Origin of the sequence: Jiangella asiatica, from assembly GCF_004349065.1 — a bacterium.
Classification (GTDB): domain Bacteria; phylum Actinomycetota; class Actinomycetes; order Jiangellales; family Jiangellaceae; genus Jiangella; species Jiangella asiatica.
In genome coordinates, this window is the sequence record NZ_SMKZ01000002.1 from 113,088 (window position 1) to 124,926 (window position 11,839).

An 11,839-nucleotide genomic window follows, 5' to 3' on the forward strand; every position below is an offset into this window, starting at 1 on the left:
CAGGAGAGGATGCCATGTTCCGGTTCGGGGACAGCGTCAACGTTCACGCCAGTGTCGAGCGGCCCCTGGCCGAGCGCCTTGCCGCCGTCGGCTACGCCGCCATGGGCTACTGGTTCTATCGCTGGGACTGGGGCGAGGCGATCGCCCTCGACGGTCTGCTCGCGGCCAGCCGCGCCCTGGACAATCCCGCGTACACGACGTTCGCCGTGACCGAGGCGCAGCGGTGGGCCGACGAGGCCGGAACGAACAGCGATCCCAACCCGTTCGGCCCCGCGGGCGTCTTGTTGGACGCCGTCGAGGGGGGGCTGGTCCGCGACGACAGCGCCGCGCTGGACTGCCTGCGCCGATACGCCGAGAACGTGCGTGTCGCCGGATCGCGGGTCGGCGCGCTGGCCCACCAGGACGGCGCCACGACCGGCTTCGTCGACTCGCTCTACGGCATGCCGGAGCTTCTCGCTCGGTTGGGCCGGCGGCTCGAGACGCCGGCGATGGTGGACGACGCCGTCGCCCTGAGCCTGGGGCATTGCCGCCTCCTGCAGTCCGAGCGCAGCGGCTTGTTCGCCCACTTCGCCGAGTTCGACGGGGCCGACGGCGCGCGGATCGCCTGGGGCCGCGGCAACGGATGGGCGGTACTGGGCTTGTCCGATCTGGTGCTCGCGGTGGCACCGGAAACCCCTGGGGCCGACGAGCTCACCCAGCGGTTCGTCGCCATGCTCGACGGGCTACGAGCCACCCAGGAGCCCGGCGGATGGTGGCGCAACATCCTTGACGACCCGGCCAGCTACCCGGAGGCCTCGACCAGTCTGATGGTGGTTGCGGCGGTGACCCAGGCGGTCCGGTCCGGACGCGTCGACGCACGCTACCTGACGATGGCCGACGCCGCGTGGAGCTCCCTGGAGCATCGCGTCGACGCCAACGGCCACGTGGCCGGTGTCTCCTATCGCCCGGGGCTCAACGCCGACCCGGCGCGATACGAGCACACGCCGTTGGTGGGCGCCTACCCGTGGGGACAGGGCCCGTACCTGCGGGCCGCCTGCCAGAGGCTGGACGACACGGCGGCGCCCACGCGGGCCGAGGGGGAGGGTGCGTCTTGCTCCCCATGATCGCGATCTTCGTGTCGGGGTTCCTGGTCGGTTTCACCGGATTCGGGTTCAACCTGCTGGCCGTGCCGGCGTTGGCTCTGCTGACGCCGGCCAAGGACGCCGTGATCGTGACCTTGTTCCTGGGCACCGTCGTCAACGTGGTCATGACGGTGGCCTATCGGCGGCATGTGGAGGTTCGCGTGGCGGCCGTGCTGATCGCCGCCAGCGTGCCGGGCCTGCTGTTCGGCACCGTCCTGTTCTCGCTGATGACCCCGGGTGTGCTGCGGGTCGTCATCGGTGCGCTGACGGTCGTGTTCGCCGTGGTTCTGCTGCTTCGCAAGGCGCCGGTCGCGGTGACCCCGCGCAAGCTGGTCACGGCGGGGACCGGGCTCCTCTCCGGCGCGCTGACCAGTACCACGGGCATGGGTGGACCGCCGGTCGCGGCATACCTGGTGTCCGGGGTGGCGGAGGTGGACCGGGTCCGGGCGACCCTCATGTTCTATACGGCGATGGCGAGCGTCGCGGCGCTGGCGCTGCTCGGCGTGTCCGGCGATGTCTCGTCGGGCCAGATGATCCAGGCGGCCCAGCTGGCGCCGTTCGGATTGGCCGGTGTGGTCGCGGGCGCGTTGGTGTTCCGGAAGTTCCCGCATCTCTACGTGCGGGCCGTTGCCCTGACCCTCGTTCTCGTCGGTGCCGGCGGATTCCTGGTCGCCGTCATTTGACACAAGGTCGAAACGACATAACAATACATCGTTATCTCGTGGGGCGCCCGTGCGCAGCACCGTCCTCGCGCTCGGCACGTCGCCTGCGGGCAGCAACGACTGGAGTGACATGGGATATCTCAAGCGCCGCACGCTGGCTCTCGCCGCCGTCGCAGCCGCATCCTCGGTCCTGCTCGCTTCGTGTGCCGGCGACGGCGAGGGTGACGCCGGCACCGCGGACGGAGCCGGCGGGAGGAGCGTCACCGTCAACGTCGGAGGACTCCTGTACGGCCCCTACGACTCGGTCATTCCGAGCCTCATGCAGGAGGAGGGTCTGTTCGAAGCGGCCGGCGAAGAGCTCGGCCTGGACATCACCGCCAACTACCAGTTCTTCCCCACCGGCGCCCAGGTGATCCAGGGAATGACCGGGGGAACCCTGGACATCGGGGACATGGGGACGACGCCGCTAGTCGGGCTCGTCTCCCAGGGCCAGGACGTCGTCCCGCTGCACGTCAGCACGGGAAAGCTGCGGTTCCTCGTCGTCGTCCGGAAGGGATCGGAGTTCCGGAACATGGACGACCTCCGCGGAAAGCGGATCGGTCTGACGGTCGGCACGGACCAGGAGGCCTTCCTCGACAACATCGCCAAGTACCACCTGGGCGAAAGCTCGGCCAAGGACACGTTCACGCTGGTGAACCTCCAGACGCCCACGCAAGCGGCGTCGATGCCCGAGGGTGTGGACGCCGCGGTCACCGTCTCGACGGCCTACCTGACCGCCCACGAGGACCTCGGGACCGAAGCGCTGGTCAACTCCTACGGGACGACGGAGGCGTACTACTCCGGGTCCGAGGGCGACGGCGCCGGCCTGACCCTGGAGGGGGCAACGGACAGTTCGTACCACCCGGAGGCGTTCCTCGCCCATCGCGGCTTCTGGGTCATGGGCGCCGAGATGTTCGCGGACGATCCGGACGTCGCGACGGCGTGGATGGTGGCGCAGCAGCGTGCGTTGTCCCAGGTGAACGACATGGCGGCCGAGGAGGCCGCGTCCCGGCTGAGCGACGTCCTCGAACTCGACGACGAGCAGGGCGCGGCGGTGCTGGAAGACGACCTTCTCCGCTCGCGAGGGTTCATCTGGACGACCAGGGGTGATGCGCTGAGCCTGCATCTGGCCACCCTGGACAAGGTCGAGGCCGGCCAGATCGACGAGCCGCTGGACTGGCAGCAGACGGTCGATCTGTTCACCCGGGCCGCGGCCGCGAGCGAGGCGGCCTTCGACGCCACCGGGGGCGCGGCGACCTCCGACGACTTCACGAACGATGCCGAGGATCTTCGTGGCCTCCCGAGCTGGCAATCCGGTGAGTGGCCGGCGCCCGCCGAGTGACGCCTGCTGACCCGGAGAGTGAGAATGTCCAAGCAGGTGACTCTGGCGGACAACAATGCGAGCTCCGCCGGGGGCTCCGCGCGCCCCTCGATCACGAGTCGCACCGTCATCGAGTCCGCTCTGCCATGGGTGGCCGTCGTGGCCTTCCTGCTGGTGTGGCAGCTGGCTGCCGGCTCGATCGCGAACGCCGCCCTGCTGCCGCCGCCGGCGCGCGTGGCCTCCGCTCTCGGCGAGCACATCGCAGATGGCCAACTCCTGAACAACGCGGTGGCGAGCCTGGGCCGCTTGGCGATGGGCTTCATCATCGCGGTCGTCGTCGGTGCTCCACTCGGCGTTCTGATGGCGCTGTCCCGAGCCGCGAACGACTTCATCGAACCGGTCGTCGAGATCATCCGTCCGATCTCGGGGATCGCTTGGATCCCACTGGCACTGATCGTTCTCGGTGTCAGCCAGGCACTCCCGGTGTTCATCATCGCCTACGTCGCGATCTTCCCGATCATGCTCAATACGGCCGCGGCATGCCGAGGGGTGAGCCAAGGACTCTTGCGGGCGGCGCGGGTCCTGGGACTGTCGAGGTCCGCGATCATCCGCCACGTCGTTCTTCCGGCCGCCGTCGTCGGGGTCATGACAGGTGCCCGCTTGGGCGCCGGCGGTGCGTGGCTGGCGCTGGTCGCCGCCGAGTTCATCGGCGCGCCGGACGGACTCGGCTTCTCGATCTGGTACTTCGCCGGGATCATCCAGACCGCGGAGATGATCGCCTACATCTGCGTGACGGGGTTCGGCGGCTATGTCACCGATCGAGCGCTGCGGCTCCTACAGCGACGGCTGACGCCGTGGTCGCCGGCGCTACGGGGGATCTGAGATGGGGGCCGCGCGTCTGGTTCGGGGCACGACGTCGATCGTGGTGATCCTGGTGGCCTGGCAGCTCTTCGCCGGGCGTATTCCGACGTCACTGCCGTTTCCCAACGTCGTGGACGTGGCGGAGTCGGCGTACGACCTGGCCGCTTCCGGGGATCTGTGGCAGGCGACCGTGGTGAGCCTGCAACGAGTCCTCCTCGGGTTCTCCATCGCCGTCGTCATCGCATTGCCCCTGGGCCTCACGATGGGCTACGTGGGTCTCCTGGAACGCTTCCTCGACGGGCTCGTGCAGGCGTTCAGGTCGATCGCTCCGATCGCCGTCCTGCCGTTGTTCATCCTGTGGTTCGGGCAGGGCGATGTGGCGGCTGCGTCGGTCGTGGCGTACGCCGCGGTGTTCCCCATCCTCATCAATACGATCGCGGGCGTTCACAGCACGGAGACGCGCCTGGTCGACGCGGCGAGGACGTTGGGCCTGGGGCACCGACACGTCCTGACCCACGTGGTCCTTCCTGGCTGCACGCCGCAGGTCATGACCGGAATGCGTCTCGGCATGGGGCTGGCCTGGGGGTCGATCATCGCCGCCGAACTGGCCGTCGGCGCCAAGACCGGCGCCAGCGGCGGGATCGGGCAGCTGATGTTCATCAGCTACGCGTACCAGACCGACGTGAGCGCACTGATCGTGTACATGATCGTCGTCGGCCTACTCGGGTTCGGTATCGATGCCCTCTTCCGCACCTTCGGGCGGAAGTGGGAGCCACAACGGAGGAGTAGTTCCTGATGGGGATCATCGAAGCGACCAGCGTCGGCATGACCTTCGCGGCGACCCGCCAAGGATCGGCGACCGTTGCTTTCCAGGATGTGGATCTCGACATCGAGGAAGGAGAGTTCCTCTGCATCGTCGGGCCGAGCGGCTGCGGCAAGACGACGCTGCTCAACATCATCGCCGGGTTGGAGCGGCCCACGGCCGGAGTCGTGTCCATGGAGGGCGAGGAGATCGAGGGTCCGTCTCCGGAGCGGGGGATGCTGTTTCAGGACTACGCCCTCTTTCCGTGGAAGACGGTCTGGGACAACATCACGTTCGGCCTGCGCTATGGCGTGCGACGCCGGCAGTATCCGCGACGCCGGCGTGATGAGATCGCGCGCGGGTTCGTCGATCTGGTCGGTCTCCAGGGCTCGGAGGGCAAGTATCCACACGAGCTGTCCGGCGGGATGAAGCAACGGTGCGCACTCGCGCGTCTGTTGGCCAACGAACCGGAGGTGCTCCTCATGGACGAGCCCTTCGGGGCATTGGACGCTCAGACACGTCTGGTGCTGCAGGACGAACTCGTGCGCGTGTGGGGTGCCGAGCCGTCCGCGCCGAGAAGGAAGACGGTGGTGTTCGTCACGCACTCGATCGACGAGGCCGTCTTCCTCGCGGATCGCATCGTGGTGATGGGCCGTCGTCCGGGACGGATCAAGGAGATCGTCACCGTCGACCTTCCGCGTCCGCGCGGGACGCAGACACGTGCCGGATCCCGGTTCCGAGAGCTGACGAACCTCCTGTGGGACGAGATGCGAGACGAGGCCATCGAGGCAGCGCGATAGTCCGGTTGGGGATCGGTGTGGGTGATCGAGAAGGGTGATGTGGCGCCGGTGGTGCAGGGAGAGAACGGGGCTCTGATCGTGGGAGCCTCGTCGGAGATCGGTCGGGCGATAGCTCGGCGGCTGACGGTCAACGGCACGCGGGTCTTCGGCGTCAGCCATGAGGCCGCTAGCGCCGGCACGGACATGGTGGTCCACGAATCCGTCGATTGCACGGTGTCCGATGAGGTGGCCGCCGTGTTCCGGCGAGCCAAGGCCGAGCTCGGCAGGCTCGACACGGTGGTGACCGCCGCGGCCGTGTCTCCTCGGGCCCGGGCCGCCGAGACCACCGACGAGCAGTGGAACGCGGCCCTGTCCAGCACGCTCACGACGGCGTTCCTCGCGGGCCGGGAGGCTCTTCGGTACCTCGAACGAGGCGGGTCGATCACCGCCGTCAGCTCGGTGGTCGCCGATCGCGGATCACCGGGCTATGCCGCCTATTCCGCCGCCAAGGGCGGCCTGAACTCGCTCGTTCGGGTGCTCGCCCTCGAGTGCGGTGCCCGAGGCATCCGGGTCAACGCCGTAGCGCCGGGCCTGATCGGCGGAGCGGAGCTACCAGATGCGGCACGAGGATACGCACTCGGGCACACCGGCGAACCGGACGACGTGGCCGCCGCCGTCGAGTTCCTGTCGTCGCCCGCGGCCGGTTTCATCACCGGTGTCGTGTTGCCGGTCGACGGTGGTCTGAGCGCGGCGTCTCCCGTCGCGTTCCTGCGACCGGATCTGGTGGACCTGCTGCGGTGAACCGCGTCGGCAACGGAAATCGATACCTACCCGCATCGGAGGATGCTGTGCAGTCACCAGGGCATGCCGCGATCGAGCGTGCGTTGACGCAGCTGAGCCTGCAGTACACGCATTGGGTCGATTCCGGACAAGGAAGCCGTCTTGCGTCGCTGTTCACCGAGGACGGTTGCTTCGATGCTGGAGGCGTGCGAATGGTCGGCCAGCAGGAGCTGCGGAGAGGATTCGCGATCCGGGAAGGTCGCCGTGATCTTCTCACCCGTCACGTGTGCACGAACATGCTCTTCGAGATCCACGACGATCGACGCGCCTCCGGCGTGATCTACCTGACTCTCTATCGCGCGAGCGTGCCGGAGGCGGCCGAGCTGCCGGTGGAGTTCTCCGGGCCCGCGGTGGTGGGCACGTACCACGACGACTACGCGCGTGTCGGAGATGCCTGGCTGATCCGGTCACGTCAGGCACGCCTGGCCTTCGTGAGCCCCGACGACGTCACGTGGTCACTCGACGACGACCCGGAAGGGTGAGTGGCCCGGCGGGGTGCTGTCGGTCATTGCCGATTGAGCTTGAGTCGGTACTTCATCCGGTCGCCCCGGTACATCAGATACTCGAAGATGATCGGCCGTGAGTCCGGCGCCGCGAAGGACGTTCGCTCGATGAGGAGGATCGGCGCGCCCGGCTCGGTCGCGAGCAGGTCCGCGACCCGTGCGTCGGCGACCGACGCCTGGAGTACGTAGTCGGCGTCGGAAAGCGCCAGCTCGTACCTTTCTTCCAGGATGCTGTAGAATGGATCGACTTCCAGGTTCTCCTGGGCTATTCGAGAACCCAGCGACTCCGGAAAATAGCTGTCGTCGAACGAGATCGGTTGACCGTTCGCGAGCCGGACCCGTTCGATATGGATGGCGTACTCGTCGACATTCAGGCGCAGATTGTCGGCCACGACTTTGCTCGCCGGAACCTTCTCGATGGTGACGACCTTCGCGCTGGCGTCCAGGCCCAACGCGTTCATGTCCTCGACGAAGCCGGTCAGCTTCTCGAGGCGCTGTTCCAGCTGCGGCTCGTTGACGAAGCTGCCTCGGCCCGGGTGGCGCCGTATGACGCCCATGGTCTGAAGGTCACGCAGGGCCCGTCGGACGGTGGTGCGGCTGACGTCGTAGCGTGCGATGAGCTCTGGCTCTGTTGGGATCTGGTCGCCCGGCCTGAAACGCCCGACCTCGATTTGCGCCAGCAATTCGTTCCGGATCATCGAATGCATCGTGGCGTCGGTTGTTCTTTCCATCAAGGTTTCCTCGCTCGGAGCGGCCCCAACACGCTTGATACTACGTTATGCCCTGCTTGTCGCGGGCGTTGATGCGATGCGTGCAGACCGTATTCGCATGCCTGTGTATGGCGGCACTTCGCGGGTCAACCCGGGCCGTCGGCGTGGGCCCCTGGTGTCACGTCACATCCGCTCGGGGATGATCGCCATCCCCTGACCGCCGCCCACGCACATGGTCTCCAGGCCGATCGTGCCGTCGGTCGACGCCAGCCCGTTGAGCAGCGTGGTCATGATCCGCGCGCCGGTGGACCCGAACGGGTGGCCGAGCGCGATCGCCCCGCCATGGCGGTCGAGCTCCTCTCGCACGACCTCCTCGAGTCGAGTGACCGGCATCTCCGCGACCAGGCCGTCGGCCCGTTCAGCGTGCACGTGGAGCGCGAACCCGATCCTGTCGTGGATTCGGTCGACGTAGGAGAACGATGGTCCGCGAGCACCTCGCAGCCGGGATGGGTTTGCTGCTTCGCGCTTGTAGACCTGTCTCTGCGAGTTTTTGATCTTTAGCCAGTCTCGAGTGCGCTTTCCGGGTTCGTACCGGCTGCGTAGGCGTTTCGCGACGATGCCCTCCAAACGCTGCTCTGCCGATGCCTGGAGGAAGGTCTCCCCGTTGCCCTTCATGTACGCCGGAACTTGCCAGCCGGTTCCGGACGGAATGACCTGCTCTGGCTCGGCCGGATCTCCGGTGGCCAGAGCTACGACGCACTGATCGCCTTCACCGCAGCCGAGCACGACGCCACCTTGCTCAGCCTGGATCGGCGCGCGGCGATGGTCTACGAGGCGTTGGGAATCTCTCCCGAGCTGTTGTCCTAGCGGTCAGGATCGAGGTCGGTGCCACGGGACGCGGTCTCCCAGGCGTCGAACTCCGCGCGCAGCCGGTTCAGGCTCGCGTCGACGGCATCGGCGGCGTCGTTGCCCAACGGGAGCCGCAGCGGCGGGTTCTCCGCGTCCAGGGCGGCGCGGATGGCGGCGGCCGCTTTGGCGGGATCGCCGGGCTGGGCTCCGTCGAAGCCGTCCTGCATCGCCCGGACCGGGCCGACGACGTCGTCGTATGCGGGGTTGACGGCGCTCATCCGCATCGCGCCGCCGTGCAGGCCGGTACGGAAGGCGCCCGGTTCGACGATCAGGACGGTGATGCCGAACGGGGCCAGCTCCGCCGCAAGCGCCTCCGAGTACCCCTCCAGCGCGAACTTGGTGGCCGAGTACGCCGAGACGCCGGCGAAGGCCAGCCGCCCGCCCATGCTGCTGATCTGCACGATCGCCCCGGAGCGCTGTCGACGCAGCACCGGAAGCACGGCACGCACCAGCGCGGCCGGGCCGAAGAAGTGCACGTCCATCAGTTCGCGCAGCTCGGCGTCGGTGGTCTCCTCGGCCGCGCCGATGAGCGCCCGGCCGGCATTGTTGACCAGGACGTCGATGCGGCCGAACCGGTCGACGGCGGCGGCGACGGCGCCCGGCGCGGCCGCGGTGTCGGTGACGTCCAGCTCGATGGTGGCCAGTCGGTCCGGGTGCCGCTTGGCCAGGTCGTCCAGTGCGCCGGGCCGGCGGACGGCGCCGGCGACGGAGTCGCCGGCCGCGAGGGCCGCCTCGGTGATGGCGCGGCCGAAGCCGGACGAGGCGCCGGTGACGAGCCAGACGCGCGGGGCGGTCGTTCCGGTGGTGTCGGTGTTCATGGGCAGGGGATTTCCTGGGTGATCGGGGGGTGCGGTTCGACCCTAGGAGGCGCCGTGCCAGGGGGAATGTACGTTCTTGCTCGGAAAGCGCTCAGCGCGTGCCGGCGGCCCGCCGTGCGTAGCTCCCCGGCGGCACCCCAACGAAGCGCCTGAAGTGCCGGGTGAAGTGGCTGAGGTCGAAGAACCCGGCCTCGTGTGCGGCGTCGCTGACGGCCCGGCCGGCCAGGAGCAGCCGTTTGGCGTGCTCGACCCGCAGCTGCAGTTGATAGGAGTGCGGCGGCATGCCGACGGCGGCGGTGAACAGCCGGGTGAGGTGGTACGGGCTGAGCCCACTGGCCTGCGCCAGCTCGCTCAGCGACACGTTGCTGGCGCGGTGGTCGTGCAGATAGTCGCGGGCCCACCGGACCGCCCGGTGCGCGGCCGGGATCGGGCGCGCCGGGACGCCGGCGTGCCGGCGCACCAGGGCCGCCAGGAGCGTGAGCAGCTCGACGTCGCGGTCGAGCGCCGACGCCGCCGCCGACACCGTGGCGTGGGTGGCGGCGAACCGGCTGACGGTGTCGGCGTCGCCGATCGCGAGCTCACCGAAGAACGGGGTGCCCGACGGCGAGCCGGCCATCTCGGCGGTGACCGCGCCCAAGGCGTCCGCCTCCACGTAGAGCACCAGGTGCCGGGAGTCGCGCTCGCGGTGGTCCGGGTCGACGGGCGTGTGCGCCTCACCCGGCATCACCACGGTCAGCGTGCCGGTGGGCACGACGTGGTACTCGCCGCGGTAGCGGATGCCGCCGGGCAGGTCCAGGTTGAGGTTGAGCTGGTAGCCGTCGTGGGTGTGACGCGGTATGGTCACCGGCGGGCCGGGCTCGTACGCGTACCACTCGAGCAGAACGCGATCACGGAGCAGCCCGGTGGCGTCGGCCGCGGTGCTCACGGCGTCCATCCTAGGAGCTGCTCACGCGGTGTCGCAGCGTCGCTACCTGGGCTCGGGGGTGAAGGCCGCCAGGTGGTCGCGGGCGAAGACGCCGAACGACCGCGCCGGGCGGCCGACGACGTTCTCGACGTCGGGTGTGGTGAACTCACCGAAGCCGGTGACCATCGCCTCCCCGTACTCGACGAGCATCCCTGCCAACCAGTGCGAGATGCCCGATCCGACCATGCCGGCGTGGGCTTCTTCGGCGCTGGCGGCGACGTACCGTACCGGCCTGCCGAGCAGCTGGCCGAGCTGCTCGGCTGCCTCGACGTAGGTCATGATCTGCGGGCCGGACAGGGTGTAGATCTTGCCGTGGTGTCGCTCGGGTTCCGCGCGCAGGACGTGGGCAGCGACCTCAGCGACGTCACGCGCATCGATCATGCCGAGCCGGGCGCCTCCCATGTTGAAGGCGAAGACCCCGTCGGCGGCGATGGTGCCGGCCTGCCAAAGCAGGTTCTGCATGAAGGCGTGCGGACGCAGGATCGTCCAGTGGCGGCCGGACGCCTGCAGCTCGTGATCGGCCATGGCATGCAAGCGTCCGTTTCGGGTCGGCGCGTCGTAGGCGGCACCGATCGCCGACAGGCGCACGACCCGCTCCACGCCGGCCTGGCGAGCCGCCCAGACCGCGTTCATGCTGTGCTCGGGCGACCGTGGGTCCATCGCGGTCAGGAGCCACAGGTCGTCGACCCCGTCGAAGGCCGGAGGAAGCGAGGTCGGGTCGCCGAGATCGGCGGCGAAGACCTCGACGCCGCGCCGTTCCAACTGCGCGGACTTCGACGGGTCGCGAACCAGGGCTCGCAGGGTGAGATCGGAGCCCTCGAGGGCGTCGAGAAGCGCGCTCGACACCGCGCCGTTCGCTCCGGTGATCAGGACAGTTCGGCTCATTGTGGTGCCTTTCGTCAGGGGTCCTGGTTCGCTGCTGTGCGGCCGGTGGGCTGCGGCCAATATTAGTAAACATTGGTGATGATCACAAAATGTGACTTACACGAAGTGATACTATCCAGCGGGTGGTGAAAACCCCGGCCGGCGGCCGCATCGAGATGCTCGCCCGGAACCCTGACCTCGGCATCCTCGCCGCGCGATTGCTGTTCGGGTTGCAGGGCGAGGTCTTCGGCCGGCTCGCGGACCGGGGGCACGGCGACGTGCGCCCGCGTCACGGGGCGGTCCTGGGCTTTCTCGACGCGCGTGGCGTTCGCGCCACGGAGCTGGCCCGGCTCTCGGGTCGGCACAAGCAGATCATCGGGCGACTGGTCGACGAGCTCGAGGAGCTCGGCTACGTGAAGCGCCGCCCGGACCCGGCCGACCGTCGCGCGAAGCTCGTGGTGCCGACCGAACGCGGTCTCGACGAGCAGCGCCAGGCGGACGAGATCATCGCCGAAATCGAGCGACGGCACGCCGCGACGCTCGGCGAAGCTGGTTACGCGCAGCTGCGAAGCGCGCTGATGATCATCACCGATGCGGCCGCCCTGGTCGACGCGTCACCTGCGTCCAGCGAGTGACGGTCGAGCTC

Annotated in this window: 13 protein-coding genes and 2 pseudogenes; 9 read left to right on the top strand and 6 right to left on the bottom strand. The window is 68.6% G+C overall.

The window, feature by feature from the left end:
- Positions 1-14 precede the first annotated feature (14 nt).
- The 8 genes from E1269_RS02415 to E1269_RS02450 all read left to right on the top strand — a co-directional run bounded on the left by E1269_RS02415 (position 15) and on the right by E1269_RS02450 (position 6,907).
- The gene (locus E1269_RS02415) at positions 15-1,103 is read left to right on the top strand and encodes a glycoside hydrolase family 88 protein (RefSeq protein ID WP_131890689.1); all 1,089 of its coding nucleotides are present in this window, start codon (positions 15-17) and stop codon (positions 1,101-1,103) included.
- The gene (locus E1269_RS02420; protein WP_131890691.1) at positions 1,100-1,804 is read left to right on the top strand and encodes a sulfite exporter TauE/SafE family protein; all 705 of its coding nucleotides are present in this window, start codon (positions 1,100-1,102) and stop codon (positions 1,802-1,804) included. Before E1269_RS02415 ends, E1269_RS02420 begins: the two co-directional genes overlap by 4 nt.
- A 49-nt stretch (positions 1,805-1,853) precedes the next feature.
- Complete coding sequence (locus tag E1269_RS02425; protein ID WP_131890694.1) at positions 1,854-3,164, top strand: ABC transporter substrate-binding protein; 1,311 nt, start codon at positions 1,854-1,856, stop codon at positions 3,162-3,164.
- A 24-nt stretch (positions 3,165-3,188) separates the two neighbouring features.
- The gene (locus tag E1269_RS02430; RefSeq protein WP_131890697.1) at positions 3,189-4,025 is read left to right on the top strand and encodes an ABC transporter permease; all 837 of its coding nucleotides are present in this window, start codon (positions 3,189-3,191) and stop codon (positions 4,023-4,025) included.
- Position 4,026: 1 nt separating this feature from the next.
- Positions 4,027-4,800: an ABC transporter permease gene (locus E1269_RS02435; RefSeq protein ID WP_131890700.1), complete on the top strand. Its 774-nt coding sequence runs from the start codon at positions 4,027-4,029 to the stop codon at positions 4,798-4,800.
- Positions 4,800-5,606, top strand: a complete 807-nt coding sequence (locus E1269_RS02440) for an ABC transporter ATP-binding protein (RefSeq protein ID WP_203432774.1) — start codon at positions 4,800-4,802, stop codon at positions 5,604-5,606. The genes E1269_RS02435 and E1269_RS02440 overlap by 1 nt, the downstream gene beginning before the upstream one ends.
- 78 nt (positions 5,607-5,684) lie before the next feature.
- A complete protein-coding gene (locus tag E1269_RS02445; protein WP_239000750.1) occupies positions 5,685-6,386 on the top strand; it encodes an SDR family NAD(P)-dependent oxidoreductase in 702 nt (233 codons plus the stop codon).
- Positions 6,383-6,907, top strand: a complete 525-nt coding sequence (locus E1269_RS02450) for a nuclear transport factor 2 family protein (protein WP_131890702.1) — start codon at positions 6,383-6,385, stop codon at positions 6,905-6,907. The genes E1269_RS02445 and E1269_RS02450 overlap by 4 nt, the downstream gene beginning before the upstream one ends.
- A gap of 23 nt (positions 6,908-6,930) precedes the next feature.
- On the opposite strand, the gene E1269_RS02455 is transcribed toward E1269_RS02450, so the two are convergent.
- The 6 genes and pseudogenes from E1269_RS02455 to E1269_RS02475 form a co-directional block, all read right to left on the bottom strand.
- Positions 6,931-7,626 (bottom strand): GntR family transcriptional regulator, encoded by a 696-nt coding sequence (locus E1269_RS02455; protein ID WP_162606197.1) that lies wholly within the window; start codon positions 7,624-7,626, stop codon positions 6,931-6,933.
- Between the two features lie 195 nt (positions 7,627-7,821).
- A pseudogene (locus tag E1269_RS34120) lies at positions 7,822-8,004 on the bottom strand (acetyl-CoA C-acyltransferase); the annotation flags it as partial.
- Positions 8,005-8,199: 195 nt separating this feature from the next.
- Positions 8,200-8,313, bottom strand: a pseudogene (locus E1269_RS34125) (ATP-dependent DNA ligase); the annotation flags it as partial.
- 188 nt (positions 8,314-8,501) lie between these two features.
- Positions 8,502-9,365: an oxidoreductase gene (locus tag E1269_RS02465; protein ID WP_131890710.1), complete on the bottom strand. Its 864-nt coding sequence runs from the start codon at positions 9,363-9,365 to the stop codon at positions 8,502-8,504.
- Positions 9,366-9,456: 91 nt separating this feature from the next.
- A complete protein-coding gene (locus E1269_RS02470) occupies positions 9,457-10,290 on the bottom strand; it encodes a helix-turn-helix domain-containing protein (RefSeq protein WP_162606198.1) in 834 nt (277 codons plus the stop codon).
- A gap of 42 nt (positions 10,291-10,332) precedes the next feature.
- Positions 10,333-11,214 (bottom strand): SDR family oxidoreductase, encoded by an 882-nt coding sequence (locus E1269_RS02475; protein WP_131890716.1) that lies wholly within the window; start codon positions 11,212-11,214, stop codon positions 10,333-10,335.
- Between the two features lie 122 nt (positions 11,215-11,336).
- Between E1269_RS02475 and E1269_RS02480 the strand changes: the two genes are divergently transcribed.
- Complete coding sequence (locus E1269_RS02480; RefSeq protein ID WP_203432778.1) at positions 11,337-11,828, top strand: MarR family winged helix-turn-helix transcriptional regulator; 492 nt, start codon at positions 11,337-11,339, stop codon at positions 11,826-11,828.
- Positions 11,829-11,839: the final 11 nt, after the last annotated feature.

Coding starts and splice junctions, on each gene's coding strand:
- E1269_RS02415 (WP_131890689.1), top strand. CDS start 15: ATGTTCCGGTTCGGGGACAGCGTCAACGTTCACGCCAGTGTCGAGCGG.
- E1269_RS02420 (WP_131890691.1), top strand. CDS start 1,100: ATGATCGCGATCTTCGTGTCGGGGTTCCTGGTCGGTTTCACCGGATTC.
- E1269_RS02430 (WP_131890697.1), top strand. CDS start 3,189: ATGTCCAAGCAGGTGACTCTGGCGGACAACAATGCGAGCTCCGCCGGG.
- E1269_RS02435 (WP_131890700.1), top strand. CDS start 4,027: ATGGGGGCCGCGCGTCTGGTTCGGGGCACGACGTCGATCGTGGTGATC.
- E1269_RS02440 (WP_203432774.1), top strand. CDS start 4,800: ATGGGGATCATCGAAGCGACCAGCGTCGGCATGACCTTCGCGGCGACC.
- E1269_RS02455 (WP_162606197.1), bottom strand. CDS start 7,626: ATGATCCGGAACGAATTGCTGGCGCAAATCGAGGTCGGGCGTTTCAGG.
- E1269_RS02465 (WP_131890710.1), bottom strand. CDS start 9,365: ATGAACACCGACACCACCGGAACGACCGCCCCGCGCGTCTGGCTCGTC.
- E1269_RS02475 (WP_131890716.1), bottom strand. CDS start 11,214: ATGAGCCGAACTGTCCTGATCACCGGAGCGAACGGCGCGGTGTCGAGC.